The sequence below is a fragment of the Candidatus Phycosocius bacilliformis genome (genome assembly GCF_003112735.1).
In the GTDB taxonomy this organism is placed as follows: domain Bacteria; phylum Pseudomonadota; class Alphaproteobacteria; order Caulobacterales; family Aquidulcibacteraceae; genus Aquidulcibacter; species Aquidulcibacter bacilliformis.
Window position 1 is genome coordinate 588395 of sequence record NZ_BFBR01000001.1, and the last position, 25509, is coordinate 613903.

Sequence of the window (25509 nt, forward strand, 5' to 3'; positions counted from 1 at the left end):
AGGTCGCAGGCCCACCTGTCGGCCATACCGATTTGGGAACTAGGGCTTTGGTGCGACAAGCACAGGCAAGACAACAGCTGCCACAGCCGCGGGATCTTCCTCATGAGCAAGATGGCCCAGATTGGCCAATTCCAAGACCTGCACCCTTGGTGCATGCTTGGCCACGTTCGCTTGGCGATCCGGTGGCACAGCCTTATCCCGCGCACCAATCACGAGAGTGAGTTGGGGCGTCAGTTGGAACATCTGGCGCAATAGCGGTGCCAGATTCCAATTTGCCATCATGGCCAACATGCCCGCCACATGGCCGGGGGCTGTAAAGAGATCACCATAGCGATCCAGCGAACTTTGGGGAATGTTTGAGCCCGTGCTGCGCATCAAACGCTCAATCCGACTGCGGTCCTTCGCCCCTGTCGAGACCGCGAAGATGGTGACGGGATTCAGGGCCAGAACATGCGCGGCAATGGGAAACAACAGGGCAGCAAGGCCCGAAAAGGGCTGAAAAGCCCCATTTATGGCCACGATTGCGCGCGGACGGGCATATCCGGCAAGAGCCAATTGCACCGCCACAGCAGCACCAGCCGAGTGGCCTATGATGGCTTCAGGCTCAACATCAAGTGCGGTCAGGAGGTCGTTGACCAAGCGGGTCATCCCAACCAAAGACAAACCAGAGGCGGGTGGTGTCTGTGTAAAGCCATGGCCCGGCAAGTCAGGCATGTAGATGGTATAATGTTCGGCCAATAGAGGCGCGATACCTGCCCAGGTGTGGCAGGACGACCCCGTGCCATGGAGCAAGAGAATTGGCGGACCCGCGCCCATGACCTGAAAGTGCCACTTTTGATCCCCAACTTGGATGAATCGGCTGAACTGGCGGTTTGGCCAGTTCACACCCTCGCGGCTCCATTTCGGCTTGCGATACATTTTGTGAGGTCCACCCAACCTGTCAGGAAAATTAGACACTTTTTTCCAGAGGCTGGAAAGCAGCATTTACACCTATCCACGCAGTGGACAGCATTAATTCGTGCTGCAGCGCTTGCGCTGTGATCAATTAATATTGATCACAGCATATCGTCAGGACGCCATCACCAAGACCTTGCCGGGCTCGGCTTGATCAAAGTCGGGCAGATGTGCGCGGGAAAGGGCAAAATATGAGACGGCAAGGCCTACAATGGCGGTTCCATCCGCAACGGGATGTTTTGCTGGCTGAAGCCCATGCTCGCCCCTCAACCCCCGTGCAGACCCCGCATCTGGCATCGCGGATTGCGACCATGTCGGGTGAGGGCGGCGTCGGGGCAGACCGCGCGCATATGGCCGCACTTTGTCGAAAGATTGGGACATCCGAACCCGGTCCAGACGCACGCTGGTGCGTGGTTGATGGCGGGACTTGGCGCCTGCGATGGGAGCGCCACACCGAAATCTCAACATGGACGGTGTTTCGCGACAGTCCGGGCGATCCTGATGTCATGTTTCAAGCCACCGCATTGGACTTGATTCCACAAGACTGGCTGGCAGGGCTGCCTGGTGAAGTATTGGGCGCGGCCCATGTGGTGATTTCGGCCAATCCGCCGGAACATCTGCCGTTTGCAGACAGTGATGTTGTCGCCGCGCGTGTCGCCAATGGCACAATCGATGTTTTTAGCGATTTCCGGCCAGGACCAGATGCGTTCACCCGGTTTGTTCTGGTACAGGCTGAGCCCAATGCCGTCACCGCCGGGCGGGTTTTGCAACAATTGTTTGAGATCGAAACCTATCGTCTTTTGGCACTGTTGGCTTTTCCCTTGGCGACAGCAACCTCAGTAACGCTTGCCCGCTTTGAAGCCGAAGCCGGGGCGTCAGCCATTCAAGTTGCCGATGAAGGCGGCGTTGAAGCAGACCGCAATCTATTGTCCCGGCTTGCCGCCTTGGCTGGGGAGGCGGAAGCTCTGGTTGCCACCACCACCTATCGCTTCGCCGCCGCGCGTGCCTATGAAGGGCTTGTGCAGGAGCGCATTGGTCAATTGCGCGAACAAGCTATTGATGGGCGACCAACGATTTCGGACTTTATGGAGCGGCGATTGGCACCGGCCATGCGCACATGCGTCGCCGTTGCCGACCGTCAGCGCGACGTGATCGAGCGGATTGCGCGAACCACCCAAATGCTCAACACCCGTGTCGAAGTGGCATCAGAAGCCATTAATGTCGGCCTGCTCGCTTCAATGGACCGGCGTAGTCAAGAGCAATTGCGCCTCCAGCAAACCGTGGAAGGCCTGTCAGTCGCAGCCATTTCTTACTATTCGCTTGGCCTAATCCATTTTGTGATGGAAGGGCTGGCCGAAACCGTGGTGCACTTCAATGCTAAGGCCGCTACTGGCCTGTCAGCGCCGCTGGTTGTGTTGGGTGTTTGGCTTATCCTGCGCCGTTTGCGCAAAGAAATCTCCAGCGAAAAATAGGCTCAAAGCCGATCTTCGACCCTACCGAGGCGTCCGCTGATCTTTGTCCCATCCCAGCAACATACTGGTTGGGCGTGTTTTTCCGTCTTTGAAATTCCATTCGGGCGCAATGAACGGGTCTCACCCGCGCCACGCCAAGGGTTGTGCGGGCACACTGCACCGACAAAGACGGCCACCCAGCCGACATGCTGGATGGCCGCATTTTAACTCATGCGATAAGCCTCACGCGGCGGCCGAAACCCGGCCCAGAGCGCATTGTTGCCAAAGGTCAGAAAGAGCCGTCACCAGACGGTCAATGTCGCCATCACTGTGCAGGGGCGAGGGCGTGATGCGCAGCCGTTCTGTCCCGCGCGGGACGGTTGGATAATTGATTGGCTGAATATAGATGCCTGAGCGTTCAAGCAGCCAGTCGCTGATCATCTTGCACTTGACCGGATCTCCAACCATCACAGGGATGATGTGGCTGTCATTGGCAAGACAGGGAATACCCACGGCTTCCAGCTTTTGGCGGACCAGCGCAACCCGTTCTTGGTGGCGCTCTCGTTCTGCATTGCTTGCCTTAAGATGGCGTATGCTGGCGCACGCGCCGGCAGCAACCGACGGGGGCAATGCTGTGGTAAAGATAAAGCCAGAGGCAAAGCTGCGGATGAAGTCGCACAGCGCGGTTGAGGCCGCAATATAGCCGCCGAACACGCCAAAAGCCTTGCCCAAAGTACCTTCGATCACGGTCAAGCGATGCATCAGGCCTTCGCGCTCAGCCACACCGCCACCGCGGGGGCCATAAAGGCCAACGCCATGAACTTCATCCAGATAGGTCATCGCGCCATATTTTTCCGCCACGTCACAAATCGCAGCGATCGGGGCGATGTCGCCATCCATCGAATAGACCGATTCAAAGGCCACCAATTTAGGCTGTTCGGGTGGCAGGCTGGCCAAGACACGCTCCAGATCTGCAGTGTCATTGTGCTTGAAGATGCGAACCTGCGCGCGGCTGTGACGAATGCCCTCGATCATGGAGGCGTGATTGCCTTCATCTGAAACCACCACGCAATCGGGGATTTTGCTGGCCAATGTGCTAAGTGCAGCCCAGTTCGATACATAGCCGGAAGTAAACAAAAGTGCGGCTTCCTTGCCATGAAGGTCGGCAAGCTCTTGCTCCAGCAAGATGTGATAATGGTTGGTACCAGAGATATTGCGCGTCCCACCGGCACCGGCCCCGCAACGATCAATCGCCTCATGCATGGCCGCCAGGACTTTGGGATGCTGGCCCATGCCGAGATAATCATTGGAGCACCAGACCGTCACATCATGGACGCCGCCGTCGGCATGGCGGGTGGCACGGGGAAACTGACCGGCATGGCGTTCGAGATCGGCGAACACCCGATAGCGCCCTTCCGCCCGCAGCGCATCCAGCTGGCTGTTGAAATAGGCTTGATAATCCATGATTTTCCCCTCCCGGTGGCCAGGTGGGGCCAGAGGCACCACCCGACCAATTTCTTCTTGGTTTGGCGATCAGATCACCAGACCGGTTGCAGGCGAACATTGCTGGGCAATTCGTTCGACAAAGTTGGTAACAGATAAAGACCTGCGAATGTGGCGGCGACCTGGGCCGACCATACCGCGCGCTTAATGCCGTTGAGCAAGCCGCCAGCGGCTTTTGCTTCCTCAATCTGGTTCGACAGGATACGCAGACGCTCAAAGCCAGCCCGGAACTTCGGGTTATCGGTATCCAGCATCACCGGGAAGACCTGTTTGGAAATCTCGGTGCACAGCGAAAACACCTGATAATCATAATCGGTTGGATTTACACCCAATGCCTTGTGGAAGGCCGGCCGTGCATGGTCACGCACATACATGGTGGCATAGACCGACAAAAGGAAGAAACGGATCCACAGCTTGTTTGCGCCCGTCAGCAGCGACGGATTAGCCCGCAGGATCAGGGCAAAAGCCTCCCCATGGCTGAACTCGTCATTGCACCATTCCTTGAACCAATTGAATATCGGGTGGAATTTGTGCTGGGGATTACGCTCTAGCTGGCGGAAGATCGTAATGTAGCGGGCATAACCGATCTTCTCGGACAGATAGACCGCGTAGAAGATGAATTTCGGTTTGAAATAGGTGTATTTCTTGGTTTTGGTCAGAAAGCCCAAATCGACGCCGATGCCAAAGTCCTTCAAGGTCTCATTGATAAAGCCGGCATGACGGGACTCATCGCGCGCCATATACTTGAACAGCGCCTTCATATCTGGATTGCTGACCCGCTTGACGATTTCAGCATACAGCACACAGCCGGAAAACTCTGACGTGATCGAGCTGACCAGAAAGTCAACAAACTCGCGGCGTAACTCAGGATCAAGCTCATCGAGACGATTCTGGAAGGCCTCATCGCGTTTGAAATGGCCCCGACGCGGATCTGCTGCCATGGCAGACAACATCTGATCCCATTCTTCGCGCACCGAGGAGACGTCAATCTTATCCATGGCCGCATAATCGGTGGTGTAGAAGCGCGGGCTCAGAATGGTTTCGGTTCTGGCCAGCGTTGTGGTGTCGAAAAAAGTGTCGTCATACGTAGCAGAGGTCATGGCAGTTTCCCCGGTGTGAAGCTGACCTCATACAATTCGGTCAACTCAAAATAAGAGGCGATCTTGATCCACAGACGCTCTAAAGCGGTCGCCCGGGTAATCTTGACGCCCCGGTTCAGGGTGCAGGATTCACCAAAGGAGAGCCGGATCGGAGGACCCTGGACAATCATCCTGTCGCCCGGTCCGAGGGTAGTACCATCGTCCAGAGAGACATGGGCATGGAGGCTATGCTCATCATGCTGAATCTCAATGGTACAAGTTGTCACATGCGTTTGCCGTTTCAAAAGGTCTGGCCAAGTCAAGGTCCAGAACTCGGGCTGCTGATGATAGAGGGATGAATCGGTCATGGTGCCACCAACTCCATCGCTTGGGAGGTATAAAAGCCGCTGACAACGCGGGTTGTGCGCCCAATCTTCCAGCCCGCCATGCGCGGGTCGGTGGCCACAGCCTTGCGCAGGAAGGCCTCGCTGACCGGTTCAATCGCCGGGGCGCGATCAGCCCGGGGGAACAAGAGCCCCACTGTATGCATCAGCGTGAGCAAGGGGGTCTTGGGAGCAAAGGTAAAGACGATCGAGGAGGCGGTACGCGCTGCGAGAGCCGACAACGCGTTCATGATCTCATCCCGGGGATAATGGATGAGCGCGTCCATTGCCACCACATGGTCAAATCGGCCATGGGCCGGGTCCAGCATGTCGCCAACGCGAAACTCTATGGTGCCGGGGGCCGGATCAATCGGCGCACGCTCACCGGCCACTGACACAAGGCTTGCGGCCACATCCACCGCCACGACATCAGCGCCGCGGTGGGCTGCAATGACGGCCAAAGCCCCGGTGCCGCAGCCAGCATCGAGAATGCGGACACCATGGAGGTCTTGCGGCAACCACGAGGTCAAGATCTCGCGCATCTGATCGCGCCCAGCCCGCACCGTCGCCCGAATGCGGCTGACCGGCGCGGTCGAGGTCAATTGCGCCCAGGTTTCTGATGCAGTGCGATCAAAATAAGTCTCAAGCCGTTGGCGGCGTTCGACATAGGTGGTTGTCAGCATCACGCGCCTCCCGATCAATCAAAGCCGAGGAAGTCGAAGATGTCGCGATCCTTCATCGGCTCGGCCTTCAATTCCTTGGTGCCAACCCACAGTGAGGCGGCCAGACGCAGATATTCATTCTGGACCGCTTCCAGTTCAGGGGAAGGCTCCATCTCAAACAAGGTCGATTTCTTAAGTCGCGAGCGGCGAATAACATCCAGATCCGGGAAATGGGCAACGCGCTCAAGCCCGCAAGCGGCATTGAAGCGGTCGATCTCGTCTGTATCCTTGCTGCGATTGGCAATGACCCCACCCAGACGTACATCATAGTTTTTCGACTTGGCCTTAATCGCGGCGAGAATGCGATTCATCGCAAAAATGGAGTCAAAATCATTTGCCGTGACAATCAGCGCCCGTTCAGCATGCTGCAAGGGGGCGGCAAATCCACCACACACCACATCACCCAGCACGTCGAAAATCACCACATCGGTGTCCTCGAGCAAATGATGCTCTTTCAACAGTTTGACTGTCTGGCCGACGACATAGCCGCCACAACCGGTGCCGGCTGGCGGACCACCCGCCTCGACACACATCACACCATTATAGCCTTCATAGACATAATCTTCCGGCCGCAATTCCTCGGTATGGAATTCCACGCTTTCGAGCACATCGATCACAGTGGGTACCAACCGCTTTGTGAGGGTGAAAGTGCTGTCGTGCTTGGGGTCACACCCGATTTGGAGCACACGTTTGCCCAGCTTTGAAAAGGCGGCCGATAGGTTCGACGAGGTGGTGCTTTTGCCAATGCCGCCCTTGCCATAAATGGCAAAAACCTTGGCCTTCTCGATCTGAACCGAGGGGTCGAGTTGCACTTGCACACTGCCCTCACCATCCTCGCGTGAGTTTGCGGGACGCCGGGGCGTATAGGAACCAGATTTCAGGCCGCGAGGCAGATCCAGCAGGGTCATGTTTAGTCGTCTCCTCGATCAGGCTGCAGCGGCAGGAATGCCTTCCAGATTGTCTTCAAGTTCGTCACTGGCATTGCGGAGCGCCTCCAATGTGGCGCTATCGGGTTGCCAATAATTGCGGGCATGGGCTTCCAACAGGCGGTTGGCCATGCGGGCCGAAGCCTTGGGATTGAGGGCTGCCATGCGCTGGCGCATGGCATCATCAAGCACATAGGTCTCGGAAATCTTCTGATAGACCCAAGGCTGAACCTGGCCTGTGGTTGCCGACCAGCCCATCGTGTTGGTCACTTGGGCCTCAATTTGGCGCACACCTTCATAGCCGTGCGACAACAGGCCCTCATACCAGCGCGGATTAAGCATGCGGGTATGGGTCTCAAACGTCACCTGCTCGGCCAAGGTGCGGATTTTGCCATCACCTTGGGTCTGATCAGAGATATAGACGGGGACATCCACGCCACGCGCCCGCTTGACCGCTTTGGTAATGCCACCCAATGTGTCGACATAATGGTCGATGGTGGTGACGCCCAATTCCACCGAGTCCAAACCTTGGTAGGTCAGGTCGACCGTCTTCAATATGCCTTCCAGCACATCCGACTGGCGCATGGGTGGACCCTTGCGACCATAGGCAAAGCATTTGCGGCTTTGATAAGCCTCGGCCAGCTCATTTTCATCTGTCCAGCAGCTGGCATCAATCATCTGATTGACATTGGCCCCATAGGCCCCGTCCGCGTTGGTGAACACGCGCAGTGCGGCGGTCTCCAAGTCAGAGCCAGTCTTGGCCTGTTGCGCAAGTGCATGCTTGCGAATGTAATTCATGTCCTCAGGCTCATCGGCACTGGCAGCCAGCCAAGCCGCCTCGGCCAGCATCCGGGTCTGCAGGGCCAGAAGATCGCGGAAAATACCCGACAGAGTCATGATCACATCGATCCTGGGGCGGCCAAGCTCGGCCAACGGGATCAGTTCGGCTCCGCACAGGCGGCCATAGCTGTCAAAGCGCGGCCGTGTGCCCATCAAATAGAGCGCTTGGGAAATCGTGCTGCCTTCGCTTTTGAGATTGTCCGACCCCCACAAAACCATAGCGATGGTCTCTGGGAAGGCACCGGTCTCATCCATATGTCGGTCCAGCAGGCGGCGAGCCTGACGGGCACCATCATGGACGGCAAAGGCGCTTGGCAAGCGGAAGGGATCAAATCCATGCACGTTCCGCCCGGTTGGCAGAACAGCTGGCGTGCGGACCAAATCCCCACCTGGGGCTGGACGAATATAGCCACCATCAAGCGCATGGATGAGGGCGGAAAGTTCATGATCTTGTTCAAGGAGACGGCTGCTGTCTGCCAAAGCCTCCAATCGATCCAGCAGCGCGCGGGTTGGTTTCAGGCCCGACGCTTCAGCAGCTTCCTGAGGCGTTTGGCCCTGAACCAGCGCCTCAATCACGGTGCGCGGTACATCCGCATCCGGATGTCCATTTGCCATGGCCAGCAATAGATCGATCCGCTCTTCCACCGAGAGGGCCTGGCCGATGACATGTAAACCTTCAGGAATGAGCGCATCATTCAGCTCGCTCACCCGTGTTTGCAATGCTTCCATCTCGGCAGTGCAGGGCCCTTTCCAAGCCGGGGTTGCCGGTGCGAGGTCGAGGGCGGCGGCTTGTGATTGGATGAGATCAGCCAAACTATCACGATCGGCCTGATCACCATCACGCTCGCGGAACCAGCGGCCCATGCTGTCGCGCAAATCCTGCAAACCCTTATAGAGCCCTGCTTGAACAATGGGTGGGGTCAGATAGCTGATCAAGGTGGCCGCACCCCGCCGCTTGGCCAGTGCACCTTCTGAGGGATTATTGGCTGCGTAGAGGTAATAATTCGGCACATCGCCAATCAGTCGCTCAGGCCAGCAATCGCCCGTCAGCCCCACTTGCTTACCCGGCATGAATTCCAGCGCACCATGGGTACCAAAGTGGAGAATGGCCGACGCTTTGAAGTCTTCGCGCAGATAGCGATAAAAAGCTGAAAAAGCGTGGGTGGGGGCAAAGCCCTTGTCAAACAACAGGCGCATCGGATCGCCTTCATAGCCAAAGCCGGGCTGAAGTCCGACAAACACCCGGCCAAACTGTGCGCCAAGGACGAAAATGCTGCGACCATCGCTAAGCTGACGGCCAGGTGCAGCGCCCCATTGAGCTTCGATCGCCCCTAAATGGCGCTCGCGCCGGACATGATCATCCACCGAGATCCGGGTGTGAACATTGGCATCAGTGCCATAGCGAGCCGCGTTGCCGATCAGAAGCTGATCACGCAAGGCCTCAACGGAAGCAGGAACCTCGACATCATAACCTTCGGCCTTCAGGGTCGTCAGCGTGTTATGGAGCGAGGCAAACACTGCCAGATAAGCCGCAGAGCCCACAGAGCCGGAATTGGGTGGGAAGTTAAACAGCACGATGGCCAGATTGCGGTTTACCCGCTCGCTGCGGCGCAGTTTGACGAGTTTGGCGACCCGGTCTGCCAGAGTTTCTGCCCGCTCGGGGCAGGCCCGCATACGTGGTGGACCAACCTCTTCCTTGAAGGTGCAGGCATGACTGCAGCCGTGGCAGGCCACACCTGAACCGTCAGAGCGACCGCCAAACACGATGGGTGCAGTCGCCCCATCCAATTCGGGAATGGCGACCATAATGGTGGATTCAACCGGCGACAGGCCCATGTGCGAGCCCCCCCAACCTTGCAGGGTCTGAAACTCCAGCGGCTGAGCGGAGATATAAGGCACATCCAGTTCGGCGAGGACTTTTTCTGCTGCCTCGGCATCATTATAGGCGGGCCCGCCAACCAGCGAAAATCCCGACAGAGAGACAATGGCATCAACCGTCACGCGGCCATCGCGCATGAAGAATTTTTCAATGGCCGGACGGGAATCAAGCCCACTGGCAAAGGCCGGAATCGCACGTAAGCCGCGCGCCTCCAGCGCCTCAATCACACCTGCATAATGGCCGGCATCATCGGAGAGGACATAGGACCGCAAAAGCAGCACACCCACCACACCCTTTTCGGTGCCACGCAAGGGCGGCAAAGCATCAAGGGACTCGCTGATGCGCTGGTCAGCATGGGGATGGAACAGACCCACCTCAGGATAATCGATGGGAGCGGCCGCCTGCACAACACCCCGCAGGTCCTTGCGCGCGCCGCTGGCGTAACGGCCAATCAAATTGCGCACCATGGAAATGATATTGTCCTGCGATCCCGACAGCCAATATTGCATGGTCAAGAAATAGTGACGCAAATCCTGAGCAGGGCCTGGGATATATTTCAGAAGCTTTGGCAAGCGACGCAACATGGCCATTTGCCCAGCGCCGGAGCTGGCCCCCGACTTGGTCTTATTGCCACGCAGACGCTTCAGCATGGCCAGGGGCCCTTTGTCTGACCCGTCCATGGTGAAAGTACCCAGTCGGGTCATTTTCACGACTTCGCCTGCGGACATAATGCCGATCATGGCATCGCAATGCGGGCGACGAGCGTCCAATGCCGGCAAGATGGCCTGAATATGGTCATCCATGAACATCATCGACACAAGGATGATGTCACCTGCGGCAATGTCGCGATGGCAAGCGGACAGGGCACCTGGTTTGTCGGCCCAATCGGTCGCTGCGTGCATCACCAATTGAACGCCGGGGATTTCAACTGCGAGCGTATCGGAAGCCCGCTCAATCAGACTGCGCAAATGATTGTCGAGCGTGACAATAACCACCCGTACCGGGGTCGGCCCGGCCGGTGGTCGCGCGCCTTGGCCGACTTCAGCGTGAGAAGTGGCTTTTGGCATCGTAGAGCGCCTCAATCGAAATGGTTTCCAGTCCGCGTTCAGCGGCATAACGCTCAGTATTGCGTTTGGCCTTGCCCCGAACGAAGAAGGGGATTTTTGAGAGTTCCTTGGTGGCCTCCGGGCTCCAATGCAGGACTTTGATGGTCTCGCCTGCGCCCTCAAGCACAGTTTCAGCGACAGGCAGGGCGAGCGGCGCGACGTCCTCAGTCGCAGGCGATACAGGCGTTGGAGCGGCTTTGGTATGGCCACCCAAATGGGATGGACCTGCCGCGTCATGAAACTCGAAATCATCCCGGAACATGGTCAGAAGGTGTTCTTCCAGACCCATGACGAGGGGATGAACCCAGGTGTCAAACAACACATTGGCCCCTTCAAACCCCATAACGGGGGCGTAACGGGCCGGGAAGTCCTGCACATGAACCGGTGCCGAAATAACCGCGCACGGCACACCGAGGCGCTTGGCAATGTGGCGCTCCATCTGCGTACCCAAGACCAGTTCAGGCTGCAAAGCGGCGATGGTTTCTTCGACCAGAAGATAATCATCCGTGATCAGCGCCTCGAGGCCCAATTGGGCCGCCGCAGCGCGTACCTCACGGGCAAATTCCCGATTATAACAGCCAAGCCCGACGACCTCGAAGCCAAGTTCTTCTTTGGCGACCCGTGCTGCGGCAATCGCGTGGGTGGCATCGCCAAAAACAAACACGCGTTTGCCGGTCAAATAGTTGGAATCAACCGAGCGGGCCCACCAAGGCATGCGCGATCCGTGGCGCGCCAGCACAGGTTCTGGATCGACCCCTGCCAGAGCGGCCACTTCGCGGACAAAGTCGCATGTTGCCTGAAAGCCCATCGGCACGAGACGCACAGCCTTTTGACCATATTGGCGCTCAAGCCAGCGGGCAGCCGTATCGGCAATCTCTGGATAGAGTACGATATTGAAGTCAGCTTGCGGCAGGCGGGCAATGTCTTCTGCTGTAGCACCATGGGGCGCGACCACATTGACGCCAATGCCCAGATCGGCAAGAAGACGCGTGATTTCAATAACATCATCACGGTGGCGGAAGCCCAAAGCTGTGGGGCCGAGAATATTGCACGTCGGGCCGTGGCCCTCGGCTTTCTCGATAGGTGCTTGGGTCGCTAGAGATCGGACGATTTGATAAAAAGTCTCTGCCGCGCCCCAATTTTCCTTCTTCTGATAGGAAGGCAATTCCAGCGTGACTGTCGGAACAGGCAAAGCCAACGCGCGGGCGAGGCCGCCTGGATCATCCTGAATCAACTCCGCAGTGCAGGATGCCCCGACCAGCATCAGGTCGGGTTGAAACCGCTCATAGGCGTCCAATGTTGCTGTCTTGAAGATCTCAGCCGTATCCGAACCGAGGTCGCGGGCCTGAAAAGTCGTGTAGGTCACAGGGGGGCGCTGGCCACGCCGCTCAATCATGGTGAACAGCAGATCGGCATAGGTGTCGCCTTGAGGCGCGTGCAGGACGAAATGCACATTCTTCATGGCCGTAGCAATGCGCATGGCCCCAACATGGGGCGGTCCTTCATATGTCCAAACCGTCAGCTGCATGGACCTACACCTTCAGGATCGAGCGGCGATAAAGCGGGCGGGCAAACAGCGCTGCCAGGTCACCCGCACAATCAAAACCATGAACTGGGGAGAAAACGAGTTCGATCGACCATTTAGTCGACAGGCCTTCGCGCTCCAGCGGATTGGCCAAGCCAAGACCACAAACCGTCAAGTCCGGTTGCGCCGCGCGACAACGATCAAGCTGGCGGTCCACGTCTTGGCCCTCGCTCAAGGCGACATCTTGGGGCAGATGGGCCATTTCGGCCGTCAAAAGCTGGCGGTTGAGATAGGGCGTGCCCACTTCAACCAAGCGCATACCCAATTCACGCGACAGGAAACGGGCCAAACTGGGTTCCATCTGCGAGTCGGGGAAGAAGAAGATGCTTTTCCCAGACAAATGCTGCTTCTGCGCCTCCAGGGCACGGCGGGCGCGTTCACGCCCCGGTGCAACAACTGCCAGAAAATGAAGCTCTGGGATGCCCCACGCATCAGCGGCGGCCTTAAGCCAGTGCGTGGTGCCCTCCTCGCCAAACGGGAATAAGGCTGGCAAATGCTGAGCCCCGCGCTCGGTCAAGGCGCGCGCCGTCTCTCCCAAGAATGGCTGGGCCAGCAGGAAGCGCGTATTCGGGCCGATCGGCGGAATAGATGCTGAATTGCGCGGTGGGAAGAAATGCACCGGGCCAACACCCAATTGGGCAAACAGCCGGGCGAATTGATCCTCAACAATATCAGGCAAAGTGCCGACCACCAAAAGCGCGGGCGGGTCGTCTTCTTGGGCGACCGGCGCTTCTGGCACGAGCGCCACCAGGCAGGCGTCTTCACCTTGGGTGAAAGTCGTCTCAATCCCGCTGCCAGAATAGTTCAACACCCGAACTGCCGGACTGTGCTTGCGTGACAGACGTTCTGCCGCCCGCGACAAATCCAGCTTGATGACTTCAGATGGGCAGGAGCCGACGAGGAACAAAAGCTTGATATCAGGCCGACGCGCCAAGAGTTTGTCCACCACTTGGTCAAGCTCATCATTGGCATCGGCTAAACCCGCCAAATCCCGCTCTTCCATGATGGCCGTGGCAAAACGCGGCTCGGCAAACACCATGACACCAGCCGCCGACTGGATCAGATGCGCGCAGGTGCGTGAGCCAACAACGAGGAAAAAGGCATCCTGAATCTTTCGATGCAGCCAGACAATTCCCGTTAATCCGCAAAACACCTCGCGCTGACCGCGCTCCCGCAAGACCGGTCTTGCATCGGTTGGGGCGGTCGTCAGCGTAACGGCCTCACTCATGCTCAGGCAGCCCCCTGCCCGGGCCCGGAGGCCTTCCCAGCATGGTTATGTCCCTCAGCAGAGAGATGTTTGATATGGGTGACGGAACTGGAACCCGCATGCGCAGGCCACGGAATTGCGAATTGCAACAGACCATCAATCCAACGCGATAGGATCGAGCCGTGGGTTTTCTTGCGCTCGGAAGCCTTGCCGACTGAAGGGTCTGAGACACGCCATTCGTGTGAGTTGGACGGCTGCATCAACATCGGAAATCTCCACGAGAAGTAAGGCCAGTTTCAGGCAGTTTTGAAGGTATGCCTCCCATTCATGTCTTGTCAATAGAAATAGACGTCCAATAATTTTGACAGTCAACAGGCGAACAGGGCCTTGCAATTTGACCGCAGGGTGAGACAGTCATCCCGATGCGGATTGCAGAAGAGGTCAGGGTGGAAGTTTCGGTCGGTCCTTCACAGGATGTTGGCACAGCCGGTCATAAACCCGACCGTGCCGCACAGGCCCGAATGGTCAGCGAGGCCTTGGCCAATCCAGCGCCCGCGCGCTCCCTCTGTACCGACTGCGGGGTCTCACGCATGGCAGACCCCAAACGGTGTGGGCGGGCCTGCCAGTTTATCGCGCCGGACTATCCAGCCCTTGAAACCAAAGTGCATGGACGCGCGCGTGTCAGCAATTTGGCGGACGCCCCCTCTGATGAGGTTTTCTTTGGCCCCATTCGAGACATGTATCAGGCGCGCCTGAAGCACCCGCTGCCTGGGGCACAATGGACCGGCATCACCACATTTCTGGCCGAGAAATTGCTGGAATCTGGCAAAGTGGATGCCGTTTTGACCATGAAGCCTGACCCCAATGATCGCTGGCGGCCTGTACCAACGCTGGTGACCGACCCGGCTGATATGGCAAATTGTCGGGGCATGCGCATGGGTTATGCGCCACTTCTGGCGCTCTTGGAACCAGCGCGTGCTTTGGGTTATCGCCGCTTGGCGGTGATTGGTATTCCCTGTCAAATCTATGCTTTGCGTGCGCTAGAGACCGAACTTGGCTTTGAGAAGCTTTATGTGATTGGCACGCCGTGCTCGGACAATACAACGACCGAGCGTTTTCACGACTTTCTGGCTTTGTTATCAGATCAACCCCAGACAATCAGCTATCTGGAGTTCAGGGCTGACTATCAGGTCGAGTTGCGCTTTGATGATGGATCCCGCCGGGTGATCCCTTTTCTGCAATTGCCGATTTCGAAATTGCCACCCGATTTCTTTCCGCTCACCTGTCGAACATGCGTGGATTACACCAATGTGCTCGCCGATATCACCATCGGCTACATGGCAGGACAGGGCGAGCAATGGGTTTTGGTGCGAAATGAGACCGGGGCTGAGTTGCTGAGCCTCCTGGGCAATGAAATCAACCTGACAGCCCCCACCAGCAAAGGCAATCGCAAGAGTGCGGTTGAAGGCTTTAAGGCCAATGTGGCACGTGCCGCAGGTGGCTTGCCGCTGAGGTCGATGCCCGATTGGGTCCGACCATTGGTAAGTTGGCTTATGCCCAGAATTGGACCCCGCGGTCTAGAATTTGCCCGTGCACGGGTTGAAATGAAGGCGATCGAGACCGTGCTGCATTTGCGCCGCGAAGAGCCTCACCGGATGAAACACATGGTGCCGGATCACGTGTGGCAATTGACCACACCCTATGGCCTCACTTCTGAACCCCAAGAGGGCAAGCCAAATCCTCAATCCAATGATATGGTTCGACCTTTGGCGGGGGGTGAAGCCGAGTGCCTGCCGGGCGCGAGGTAAAGCCGGTTGCCCCCAAACTTAAGTCACAAGCCCTGACACCGCTTGCCGCTCTGGAGCCGTTTTGATGCGTATTGCCTTTCCCTTCACCGCCATTGTCGGCCAAGACGACATGAAGCAGGCGATGCTGATTGCCGCCACCGATCCAGGCATTGGCGGGGTGATGGTGTTTGGCGACCGTGGAACAGGCAAATCCACCGTCGTGCGGGGTTTGGCAGCCCTACTGCCACCGATCGAAACGGTCAAAGCCTGCCAGTATCATTGCGATCCGAAGGGTGGGTCATCAATGTGCGCAACAGGCTGCACGCATCGCCAAGATGGTGTTCTGCCTGAAACGGGACAGATGGCAACACCGGTTGTCGACATGCCATTGGGGGCCACCGAGGATCGTGTCGTCGGTGCACTCGATCTCGAGCGGGCATTGACCCAGGGCGAAAAACATTTCGAGCCCGGCCTACTCGCACGCGCCAATCGCGGCTTTCTCTATATTGATGAGGTCAATCTGCTGGACGACCATCTTGTCGACCTGCTTTTGGATGTGGCTGCGTCAGGTGAAAATGTGGTCGAGCGTGAGGGCTTGAGTGTGCGCCACCCGGCCCGCTTCGTGTTGATCGGAAGCGGCAATCCTGAGGAGGGAGAATTGAGGCCGCAATTGCTTGACCGGTTCGGCCTGTCCGTCGATGTGAAGACGCCTGATGATCTGGCGCTGCGCGTTGAAGTGGTGCGGCGGCGGGATCGGTTTGACCGCGACCCCGCAGCCTTTGCCGCTAAACAGGCAGAAGAAGAAGCCCGCGTCCGCGATCAGATCGTCGCAGCGCGGCAACGTCTGGCCAATGTCGAGACTCCCGATTCCGCATTGGAATGGGCCTCACGCCTGTGCATGGCCGTTGGGGTGGACGGGTTGCGCGGGGAATTGACATTGATCCGCGCGGCACGCGCGGTGGCGGCGTTGGCAGGAGATACCAAAGTCGAAGACCATCATTTGGCCAGCATTGCCGTCATGGCATTACGGCATCGGTTGCGCCGCAATCCGCTTGATGAAACAGGCTCCTCCACCCGGATCGAACGGGCCATGGCCGACCTGTTTGGAAGCTGACGAGATCGGCTGATGGGCAACAGCACGCAAACCCAACGACCGCCTTGCGCGACATGGCCCCAAGCAATGCTGATCGCCCATTTGTTTGCCCTCGACCCGCATGGTCTGGGTGGGGTGGTCATCAAGGGCCGCGGCAGTCCGTTTGTCGATGCGTGGCTGGAACTGGTTGCAGAGCTCTTGCCGGATGCGGCTCCGATGCGGCGCTGCCCAGTTCAGACCGGCGATGACCGTCTCCTGGGAGGTCTTGATCTGGCGACCAGTCTGGCACTGGGAAGGCCGGTGGTTCAGCGCGGCTTGCTGAGCGAAGTTGACGGTGGGGTCTTGGTGTTGCCGATGGCCGAGCGCTTAACCACCAGCACAGCCGCCCGGATTGCCGCAGCACTGGATCAAGGTGCCTTTCAATTGGAGCGCGATGGTTTAACCTCACGCCTGCCCGCCAGCTTTGGCATCGTCTTGATCGATGAAAGTCACAGCCCCGAAGAGACCCCACCAGCTGCACTTCTGGAGCGTTGTAGCTTCCGGCTGGATGGCAATGGATTGGGTTTGGCGGATTTGACTGGCGATGGCCTAAGCGCCCATGAACTGGCGCGCGCACGGGCCGATCTGCCAAATATTGGGCATGAAAGCGAAGAATTGCTGGATGCGATTTGCGAGGCCGCTCAGGCCTTTGGCCTGCACTCGGCCCGGCCTGCCCTGATGTGTCTTCGCGTGGCAAAGCTGGCGGCCTGCCTTGATGGTCGGTCAGCAGTCGGCCTTGGGGATGTGACCTTGGCAGCTCAATTGGTTCTGGCTCCGCAGGCCCTGCAACTCCCTCCACCACCCGAACAGGACGAAACCCAGGACAGAGAGCCAGACCCACCCGACTCAAATGCAGAAGAACCACCTGAACCCCCACCACCTGAACCCCACAACAGTTCAGCCGACGCGGATGCGCAAAGCCCAGAGCCAGAACCGCCTCAACCCCCGACCATTAATCCCGCAGACGTGCTGGTTGATGCTGTCAAATCTGCCCTGCCAGCCGAATTGATCGCAGCGTTAAGCAGCGGGGCCAAGTCCAGTCGAGCCAGTCGCGGTGCAGGCGGCGGGGGCGGAACGATGGAGAAGTCGGTTCTGCGTGGCAGACCCATCCGGTCGCGTACCGGCAGCCTGAAGCCGGGTGAACGATTGAACATTATCGAGACATTGCGAGCAGCTGCTCCATGGCAGAAAATCCGCCGTCGCGGCGAGGGAGCAATTGGGGCCCGCCCGCGCATCGAAGTGCGCAAAAGTGATTTCCGCATCCGTTGCTTTGCCCAACCCAAGGAAGCCACCACCATCTTGGTGGTGGATGCATCTGGCTCGTCGGCATTCCAACGACTGGCTGAAGCTAAGGGTGCTGTTGAGATCCTTTTGGCACAGGCCTATGTCGACCGCAGCCGCGTGGCATTGGTCGCGTTTCGTCATCAAAGTGCCGACGTCTTGCTGCCACCGACCCGATCTCTGGCCCGCGCGCGCCGCCAACTGGCAGATCTGGCCGGTGGCGGGGGAACCCCATTGGCAGCAGGCCTTGAGGTGGGTTTGACGCTGGCTTTGGCTGAGAAAGCCAAGGGCCGCACGCCGCGCCTTCTGGTGTTGACCGATGGGCGGGCCAATGTGACTCGAGATGGGCAGAGCGGGCGCAGCCTGGCGATGGCAGAGGCCCTTCAAGCCGCCCGTATGATTGGCCTGTCTGGCATTGCCGCCGTCCATATCGACACCTCACCCTTCCCTCGGCCGGAGGCGCGTGAACTGGCTGTTGCCATGGGGGGCACCTATGCGCCGCTACCTTATCTCAATGCTCAGGCAATTACCGCGGTTTAAGCTCTGATGCCGGGGTAAACACCGGGTAATCAAAGCGCTAGACGGCCATCATCAGCCTGTGCCATACATCGCTTGCACACAACGGCGGGGGCAAAACATGGTCAGCGGATTTACGGCCCTCGATTGGACCATCCTCGGCGGTTATGTTGCCATCATTGCGGTGGCCGGTGTGCTCGCAACACGCACCAATATGTCCAAAGCCAATGACTATTTCTTGGCGGGCAATCAGGTGCCGATCTGGCTGGTCGCCGTATCAGTCCTTTCGACCAGCCAATCGGCCGCCACATTCTTGGGCGCGCCAGATTCCAGTTATCGTGGCGACTTTACCTATCTGGGCAGCAATATCGGGGCAGCCCTTGGGGCGATCATTGTGGCGATGGTGCTGATGCCGCGCTTTTATGCCATGCAGGCCACCACCGTCTATGAATTGCTGGAAAAGCGCTATGATCGCGGCGCGCGTCAGGCTGCAGCCGGTATGTATCTGGTGGGCCGGATTCTGGCGAGCGGCGCACGTCTTTATCTGGCCGCCATCGCGGTCTCCATGATCATGTTTGGCGACATTGCACCTGAACACATTGTGCAAGCCTCCCTCCTGCTTCTGGTCTTCGGCCTCATCTTTACCTTCATCGGTGGGCTCAATGCCATCATCTGGAGTGACCTGGTACAAGTGGCGATCTATGTGACCGCCGCACTGACTGTGGTGGGCTTTCTCCTGATGAAAATTCCCGCTACCCCGGCGGAGATTTGGCAAGGTCTGGTTCATACGCCAGAGGGGGTCAACAAGCTACAAATCATTGACTTCAGTCTTGATTTTTCAGCCCCGTTTTCCTTTTGGGCTTTAATTACTGGCGTGGCCTTGCTCAACGCCTGCAATTTTGGCCTCGATCAGGATACCTCCCAGCGTCTTTTGGCCTGCAAGGATGCCAAAGAAGGCAATCAGGCGATGTTTGTGTCGGTATTTGCCACTATTCCGGTGGTCCTGATCTTCATGACGATCGGCTCGCTGCTCTATGTCTTTTACCAGCGGCCCGATTTGATGATCCAAGAAGGCAGTCAGAATGTCATGACCAAGTTTGACGGCCAGGACATTACCGTCTTCATGACCTTTATTCTCACCGAAATGCCACCTGGCCTGCGCGGTTTTGTGACTGTGGGGGTGATTGCAGCAGCAGCGGTGAATTCAGGTCTGATCTCGATGTCTTCGGTTCTGGTGCAGGATTTCTATCGGCCTTGGCGCGATAAGCGCGGCCCCAAGCCAGAAGCCCATTATGTGCGGGCGGGCCAGATTGGCATGGTGGTTCTGGGGCTGGCGCTCTTTGCCATGTCGATCTTGTGCTTCTATTGGCAACAATATACCGACACGCCGCTTCTGACCTTCGTGCTGGCGGTGATGGCCTTTGCCTATTCCGGTCTGTCTGGGGTCTATATCACAGCTGTCTTCACCAAGCGCGGTTCAACCGCCAGCGTGATCGCAGCCTTAATCGCAGGCTTTATGACCATTCTGGTGCAGCAAGCCTATATTGTGGACTATTTCGGTCTTCCAGCATCGTGGAAGAGCCTCGCCTTCCCGTGGCAATTATGCATCGGCACAAGTGTGGCCTTCCTCGTCTGCCAATTAGGACAGACAAAGAAGCCTGCCACGGCCTGATCCAACAGTGTGTCAGGACCAGAAGCCGACGGCTTTCTTGGTTTCTGCCAATATGGGTTGCGCGCAGGCGTTGGCACGCTCTGCGCCTGTTCGCAGGATGGCATCGATCTGCGCGGGATCATCAAGATAGCGCGCCATGGCCGTCATGACAGGTCCAAGACTTTCAACAGCCAGATCAGCCAGTTTAGGCTTAAAGACCCCAAAGCCTGCACCAGCAAATTCGGCCACGACGGCCTCTTTGCTCAGGCCCGACAGTGCCGCATAAATTCTGATCAGATTGTCGACCTCAGGACGATCATGCAGCTCATCCACATGGCTGGGCATGGGCAGCATGTCGGTCTTGGCCTTTTTGATCTTGCGCACCAGAACATCCACTGAGTCTGTCAGATTGATGCGCGAATTGTCGGCAGGATCTGACTTGGACATTTTCTTAAGCCCGTCCTGCAGATTCATTACGCGCGCAGCAGGCCCGCCAATGATGGGATCTGGCAAGGGGAAGAAGCCCTCAACATTGAAGTCTGTATTGAATCGGGCCGCAATGTCGCGTGCCAGCTCCAAATGCTGCTTCTGATCTTCCCCTACCGGTACGTGGGTAGCCTTATAGACCAGAATGTCGGCCGCCATCAGGACAGGATAATCGAACAGGCCCACAGAGCTGCGCTCCGCATTCTTGCCAGCCTTATCCTTGAACTGGGTCATGCGCTCCAACCAGCCCATGCGCGCGACACAATTGAGGATCCACGCAAGCTCAGCATGGGCGGAGACATTGGATTGCACAAAGATAATCGAGCGGGATGGATCTACCCCGGCGGCCAAATAGGCTGCAGCCACTTCGCGCGTCTGGGCTCGCAGCTTTTCAGGGTCTTGCGGCACAGTAATCGCGTGGAGGTCCACGACACAATAGATGCACTCGGTTCCAGGCTCGTTCTGCAACTCAACGAAGCGTTTGATTGCACCCAGATAATTGCCAAGATGCAGGTTGGCCGTTGGTTGGACCCCGGAAAACACCCGCTTGGTCATGGTCTCATTCATCCGCTTGTACCGTTCTAAAAGTCGTCAGTCGTCCCGGCGGGGGCAGGCCCGGTCGGCTTCTGGAGGGCGAGCTTGATATCTGCAACTGTCACGGCCCGCAAGGCAAAAGCCGCTGCGCCATAAACAACTGCCCCGATGAAACACACCAGCAATGTGGCGACTTCCTTGCCAAAGATCAGTCGGGCTTCAAACCAGCCCTCAATCGGGACCCGATTGAGGCCTGCATAGGCCAACACCAAGGACATGGCCAAAGTTGCCACCAGGATGCGGACCAATTTGCTGATGGCCCAGCCTTCAGGCTTCCAAGTGCCCTCGCGCAGCAAAGTGGCTGCCAATAGGAGGGCATTGGCCCAGCCCGCCAGACTGGCTGCCACTGCCAAGCCAACATAACCGGGCTGACCTATGGCGCGTAGTCCATAAAAGATCGCCGCACCGAGGCACACATTCACCACAACCCCGACGAGCGCGTAATTCATCGGCCTTTTGGTATCACCACGCGCAAAAAATGGCGGGGCGAGAATGCGGATCATCACAAAGGCGGGGACGCCCCAGCCATAATGAAACAGAGCGTCCGCTGTGGCGCGGGCATCAGCCTCGGTAAACTGCCCTCCAGCCCAAAAGCCCTGCATCAAAAAGAAGGGGATGACGACAAGGGCTGCAGCCGCGGGCAATGTGAACGCCATGGACAATACAAAGGCCTCATCAAGCGCCTTGGTACCATCACCAGACTTGGGATCAGCCGCAGCGCGTGCCAAACGCGGCAACAAAGCCACCCCAATCGCCACGCCGATCAACCCCAATGGCAATTGGAACAGACGGTCGGCAGCATAAAGCCAAGATTTGGCCCCAACCTCATGGCTGGACAAGGATTGACTGACCAACACATTGATCTGGGTGGCGCTGCCAGCAATCACTGAGGGGACCATGACCGTCATGATTGTCTTGACCTCAGGGGTCAGAATGGGCTTGCGGAAGCCGATTTTGACGCCCAAGCGGCGGCAGCCGATATAAAGAGCGGCGGCTTGCAAAAAGCCCGAGGCCGTAATCGCCACTGCGGCATTGAAAGCGGCTTGGTGGGGCTCGCGCACAAAGGCGACCGACAACAGAATGGTGAGGTTCAAAACAGTCGGTGCGGCCGCCGAGAGGGCAAACTTACCTGCCGTGTTGAGAATTCCGGCAAATAACGAACTCATCGCCATTCCGACCAGATAAGGCATGGTGATCTGGGTCAATAGAATCGCGAACTGGAATGCCTGGGGTTGGTCGGCATAGCCGCCATGGATGACCAACATGATCCAAGGCATGGCAATTTGTGCCAACAGGGTCACGCCAGCCGCCACCAATGTCAGGACTGAAAAAGCGTCTCCTGCGACTTCGGCAGCGCGCTCCTTGCCGATCTCGGCTTGCGTGCGCGCATAAAAGGGCACGAAGGCTTGGCTGAATGCGCCTTCGGCAAGAATGCGCCGAAACAGATTGGGGAAGGCCTGCGCGGTGGCAAAGGCATCACCGACCCAGCCTGCACCGATCAGATTGGAAATCACCCGGTCGCGCGCATAGCCCAAAAGGCGACTGACCAAGGTAAATCCGGCTTGGACGAGAGTGTTGCGGGCAAGCGACATGGACAAATCAGCTCCAATTAAATGCACCACTAGCCTGTCAGACCCACGTCGGGGAGGGTACCCGCTGACATTGGCGGCAAGCTTGGCCAAATTCAGGCAATAATCTTGCGCGATCCCGGTTTTTTCCCCATGGTTGACGCATGAATATGCCCACCCCCTTGCTCAAGACTGCCCAACTTGCCGATATGGCAGCATTGCGCGACGCGATTGATGCCATAGATGGGGAATTGGCGCGTCTGATTGCGCAACGGTCGGGTTTGGCGCGGGCGATTGCGGCAGCCAAGCAGGCGGAAGGCGAAACCGGCTTCGGCTGGCGTCCTGCGCGCGAGATTGAGATTCTCAGGAAGCTTTTGGCACGACAGCCGGATTTGGACCCGTCATTGGCTGCCGCTGTTTGGCGGGCGCTGATCTCGGCCAATCTGGCAGCCCAAGGCGGACTGGATATTGTCACCACATTGGAAGCCGCACCCTGGGCCCGTTTGGCCTTTGGGGCAGCGAGTGAAACGCGGATTTTGAGTGCCGCGGAAGCATTGGTGGCGGCAAAGCAGGGCGCACGCACCATTGCCTGCCTGCCGTGGCCCGATGCGGGGACAGGTTGGTGGGTCGATCTGTTGGATGCCAGCCTATCGGGGGTGCATGTCTGTGCCGCTAGCCCGCAAATTGCCCAAAGTGGCGTACCCGAAGCCCTGCTTTTGGCCCACCGCGCACCAGAGGCGTCTGGAAAGGACACCACTTTGCTGGCCGGGCCGTGCGATGTTTTGACAGCCTATGGCGGCTTGGAGATTACACGGCAAGGGCCGTACAGCCTCGTGCAATTAAGCAGCTTTTTCGACCAAGACGCGACATTGGCAGCAGGCGTGAGGCTGGTTGGCTGCTTCGCGCTGGTTTAGGCCGGATCGTCTCCGGTCTGCGTTTGAGAATCGTCATAGAGTACATCGGTCAGATAAAGGCCGTCACTTGGGGCCACGGGGCCACACCGCTTGCGGTCACGCGCCTCCAGAGCGTCGCGCACATCTTCAGGACCCCAGCGACCCCGACCCACTTCGGATAAACTCCCCATCATTGAACGGACCTGCCGATGCAAGAAGGAACGGGCCTGAATGCGGGCGTGAATTTCCGTGCCAAAAACACTTTCTGTGCGATAAATCTCAAACTTGTCTAAGGTCTTGACCGGGCTCTTGGCCTGACAATCAGCATCGCGAAACGTGGTAAAGTCATGTGTGCCCAACAGCACATTGGCGGCTGCTTGCATGCGAGCCACGTCATGGTCCTGACTGACGCGCCAGACCCGACCAAGTTCCAGCGTCAGTGGTGGACGGCGATCCACCATGCGGAAGAGATAGGCCCGACCTTTGGCCGAGAAGCGGGCATGAAATGTATCAGGCACGGCTTCCACATCCAGCACGGAAACCGGCCCCAAATCGCGAAGCCACGCATTCAGGGCTTCTTGCAGGCGGAAGGGCTGCCACGGCTTTTCCAGATCCACGTGAATAACTTGACCTGTGGCATGAACACCCCTGTCCGTGCGGCCGGCGGCTTGGGTGCGTCGCAAGGTGCCCTCAACGGCCATGATCGCACGTTCAACCACATCCTGCACACCATTACCTGCCGCCTGGCTTTGCCAGCCGGCAAAATTGGTGCCGTCATATTCAAGAATAAGTTTCCAGCGCTGCATGAAACGGCTTTAGCGCAGCAGCTAAGGCCTTGCGAACCCCTTTGCTGCGTTGACCTTTCTGACTGGTCAGCCTAGCCCACTCAAAACACAAGATGGAAACTGTGCTCATGAAGACTCCCCGTGCCTTTTTTAAGCCTCTGGCCATTGGGGCACCTGCCCCATATCGCGACCTACCCGTCCGGGTGGAGCGCATGATCCACTTCGTACCGCCGCATTTGGAAAAAGTGCGTGCCAAAGTGCCTGAGATTGCGCGCGGCGTTGATGTGATCCTGGGGAATCTGGAAGACGCCATTCCAGCCGACGCAAAAGTAGCGGCCCGGACTGGCTTTATCGAGATGGCGCGAAGTGCTGATTTTGCCGGCATGGGCACCGGTCTGTGGACGCGGATTAATTGTCTCAACAGCCCATGGATGCTCGATGATGTGATGGAAATTGTCGCCGCGGTGGGCGACAAGCTCGACGTTATCATGGTGCCAAAAGTCGAGGGACCTTGGGATATCCATTATCTGGACCAATTGCTTGCGCAGTTGGAAGCCAAGGCCGGGATCAATCGGCCAATCCAATTACATGCTATTCTCGAAACTGCCGAAGGTGTGGCCAATGTCGACGCCATTGCGCTGGCCAGCCCGCGCATGCAGGGGATCAGCCTCGGCCCTGCTGACCTGGCTGCCAGCCGGGCGATGAAAACCACACGCGTGGGCGGAGGGCATCCAGGCTATCGTGTGGTGGAAGACCCTCATGCCGACGGGCGCGCACGCGTCAGTGTGCAGCAGGATTTGTGGCACTACACCTTCGCCAAAATGATTGATGCCTGTCAGACTGCCGGGATCAAGCCTTTTTATGGACCATTTGGTGACATCAAGGATTTGGAAGCCTGCGAACAGCAATTTCGCAACGCCTTCATCATGGGCTGTGCGGGGGCTTGGTCGCTCCATCCCGATCAGATTGGGATTGCCAAAAAGGTCTTCAGTCCCGATCCAGCAGAAGTCGCATTCGCCCGGCGCATTCTGGACGCCATGCCCGATGGCAGTGGTGTGGCCATGCTCGATGGGAAGATGCAGGATGATGCAACTTGGAAACAGGCCAAAGTCATGCTGGATTCTGCCCGTCTGGTTGCCGCCAAAGATCCCGAGATGGCCGCCGCCTACGGTTTTTGAGGC

The 25509-nt window shown here is 57.9% G+C and carries 19 protein-coding genes; 7 read left to right on the forward strand and 12 right to left on the reverse strand.

The features are described from left to right. Positions 1-39: 39 nt before the first annotated feature. The gene (gene bchO, locus PbB2_RS02815; RefSeq protein ID WP_238164820.1) at positions 40-984 is read right to left on the reverse strand and encodes an alpha/beta fold hydrolase BchO; all 945 of its coding nucleotides are present in this window, start codon (positions 982-984) and stop codon (positions 40-42) included. Between the two features lie 161 nt (positions 985-1145). Here bchO and PbB2_RS02820 point away from each other — a divergent pair, with 161 nt between their 5' ends. Beyond that, complete coding sequence (locus PbB2_RS02820) at positions 1146-2426, forward strand: DUF3422 family protein (RefSeq protein ID WP_133245690.1); 1281 nt, start codon at positions 1146-1148, stop codon at positions 2424-2426. A 222-nt stretch (positions 2427-2648) separates the two neighbouring features. On the opposite strand, the gene hemA is transcribed toward PbB2_RS02820, so the two are convergent. The 8 genes from hemA to PbB2_RS02860 all read right to left on the reverse strand — a co-directional run bounded on the left by hemA (position 2649) and on the right by PbB2_RS02860 (position 13656). Further along, entirely contained in the window at positions 2649-3869 is a 1221-nt protein-coding gene (gene hemA / locus PbB2_RS02825; protein WP_108983749.1) for a 5-aminolevulinate synthase, read from the reverse strand. A 74-nt stretch (positions 3870-3943) separates the two neighbouring features. Beyond that, the gene (acsF, locus tag PbB2_RS02830; RefSeq protein WP_108983750.1) at positions 3944-5008 is read right to left on the reverse strand and encodes a magnesium-protoporphyrin IX monomethyl ester (oxidative) cyclase; all 1065 of its coding nucleotides are present in this window, start codon (positions 5006-5008) and stop codon (positions 3944-3946) included. Next, complete coding sequence (locus tag PbB2_RS02835) at positions 5005-5355, reverse strand: hypothetical protein (protein WP_238164821.1); 351 nt, start codon at positions 5353-5355, stop codon at positions 5005-5007. The genes acsF and PbB2_RS02835 overlap by 4 nt, the downstream gene beginning before the upstream one ends. Next, positions 5352-6053 (reverse strand): magnesium protoporphyrin IX methyltransferase, encoded by a 702-nt coding sequence (gene bchM, locus PbB2_RS02840; RefSeq protein ID WP_108983751.1) that lies wholly within the window; start codon positions 6051-6053, stop codon positions 5352-5354. Before bchM ends, PbB2_RS02835 begins: the two co-directional genes overlap by 4 nt. A gap of 14 nt (positions 6054-6067) precedes the next feature. Continuing rightward, on the reverse strand, positions 6068-7000 hold the full coding sequence (gene bchL / locus PbB2_RS02845) for a ferredoxin:protochlorophyllide reductase (ATP-dependent) iron-sulfur ATP-binding protein (RefSeq protein ID WP_108983752.1): 933 nt from the start codon (positions 6998-7000) through the stop codon (positions 6068-6070). 18 nt (positions 7001-7018) lie between these two features. Beyond that, positions 7019-10804 (reverse strand): magnesium chelatase subunit H, encoded by a 3786-nt coding sequence (locus PbB2_RS02850; protein WP_108983753.1) that lies wholly within the window; start codon positions 10802-10804, stop codon positions 7019-7021. Continuing rightward, on the reverse strand, positions 10779-12371 hold the full coding sequence (bchB, locus tag PbB2_RS02855; protein WP_108983754.1) for a ferredoxin:protochlorophyllide reductase (ATP-dependent) subunit B: 1593 nt from the start codon (positions 12369-12371) through the stop codon (positions 10779-10781). Before bchB ends, PbB2_RS02850 begins: the two co-directional genes overlap by 26 nt. A gap of 4 nt (positions 12372-12375) precedes the next feature. Continuing rightward, positions 12376-13656 carry a ferredoxin:protochlorophyllide reductase (ATP-dependent) subunit N gene (locus PbB2_RS02860; protein ID WP_108983755.1) on the reverse strand — a complete coding sequence of 427 codons (1281 nt, stop codon included), beginning with the start codon at positions 13654-13656 and terminating at the stop codon, positions 12376-12378. A gap of 401 nt (positions 13657-14057) precedes the next feature. Between PbB2_RS02860 and PbB2_RS02870 the strand changes: the two genes are divergently transcribed. From PbB2_RS02870 to PbB2_RS02885, 4 genes are all read left to right on the forward strand, one after another. Beyond that, a complete protein-coding gene (locus PbB2_RS02870) occupies positions 14058-15443 on the forward strand; it encodes a Coenzyme F420 hydrogenase/dehydrogenase, beta subunit C-terminal domain (RefSeq protein ID WP_305790429.1) in 1386 nt (461 codons plus the stop codon). A 64-nt stretch (positions 15444-15507) separates the two neighbouring features. Beyond that, positions 15508-16536 carry a magnesium chelatase ATPase subunit I gene (gene bchI, locus PbB2_RS02875; protein ID WP_108983757.1) on the forward strand — a complete coding sequence of 343 codons (1029 nt, stop codon included), beginning with the start codon at positions 15508-15510 and terminating at the stop codon, positions 16534-16536. Between the two features lie 12 nt (positions 16537-16548). Beyond that, on the forward strand, positions 16549-18375 hold the full coding sequence (locus tag PbB2_RS02880; protein ID WP_108983758.1) for a magnesium chelatase subunit D: 1827 nt from the start codon (positions 16549-16551) through the stop codon (positions 18373-18375). A 97-nt stretch (positions 18376-18472) separates the two neighbouring features. Then, positions 18473-20023, forward strand: coding sequence for a sodium:solute symporter (locus PbB2_RS02885; protein ID WP_108983759.1), 1551 nt, complete (start codon positions 18473-18475; stop codon positions 20021-20023). Positions 20024-20035: 12 nt separating this feature from the next. On the opposite strand, the gene trpS is transcribed toward PbB2_RS02885, so the two are convergent. Next, positions 20036-21055, reverse strand: coding sequence for a tryptophan--tRNA ligase (gene trpS / locus PbB2_RS02890; RefSeq protein WP_108983760.1), 1020 nt, complete (start codon positions 21053-21055; stop codon positions 20036-20038). 14 nt (positions 21056-21069) lie between these two features. After that, complete coding sequence (gene murJ / locus PbB2_RS02895; RefSeq protein WP_108983761.1) at positions 21070-22674, reverse strand: murein biosynthesis integral membrane protein MurJ; 1605 nt, start codon at positions 22672-22674, stop codon at positions 21070-21072. A 140-nt stretch (positions 22675-22814) separates the two neighbouring features. On the opposite strand from murJ, the gene PbB2_RS02900 reads away from it, so the two are divergent. Then, positions 22815-23564: a chorismate mutase gene (locus tag PbB2_RS02900; RefSeq protein WP_108983762.1), complete on the forward strand. Its 750-nt coding sequence runs from the start codon at positions 22815-22817 to the stop codon at positions 23562-23564. On the opposite strand, the gene truA is transcribed toward PbB2_RS02900, so the two are convergent. Continuing rightward, positions 23561-24349 carry a tRNA pseudouridine(38-40) synthase TruA gene (gene truA / locus PbB2_RS02905; protein ID WP_108983763.1) on the reverse strand — a complete coding sequence of 263 codons (789 nt, stop codon included), beginning with the start codon at positions 24347-24349 and terminating at the stop codon, positions 23561-23563. The two genes, PbB2_RS02900 and truA, sit on opposite strands and share 4 nt — an antisense overlap. A 107-nt stretch (positions 24350-24456) precedes the next feature. Between truA and PbB2_RS02910 the strand changes: the two genes are divergently transcribed. After that, complete coding sequence (locus tag PbB2_RS02910) at positions 24457-25506, forward strand: HpcH/HpaI aldolase/citrate lyase family protein (RefSeq protein ID WP_108983895.1); 1050 nt, start codon at positions 24457-24459, stop codon at positions 25504-25506. Positions 25507-25509: the final 3 nt, after the last annotated feature.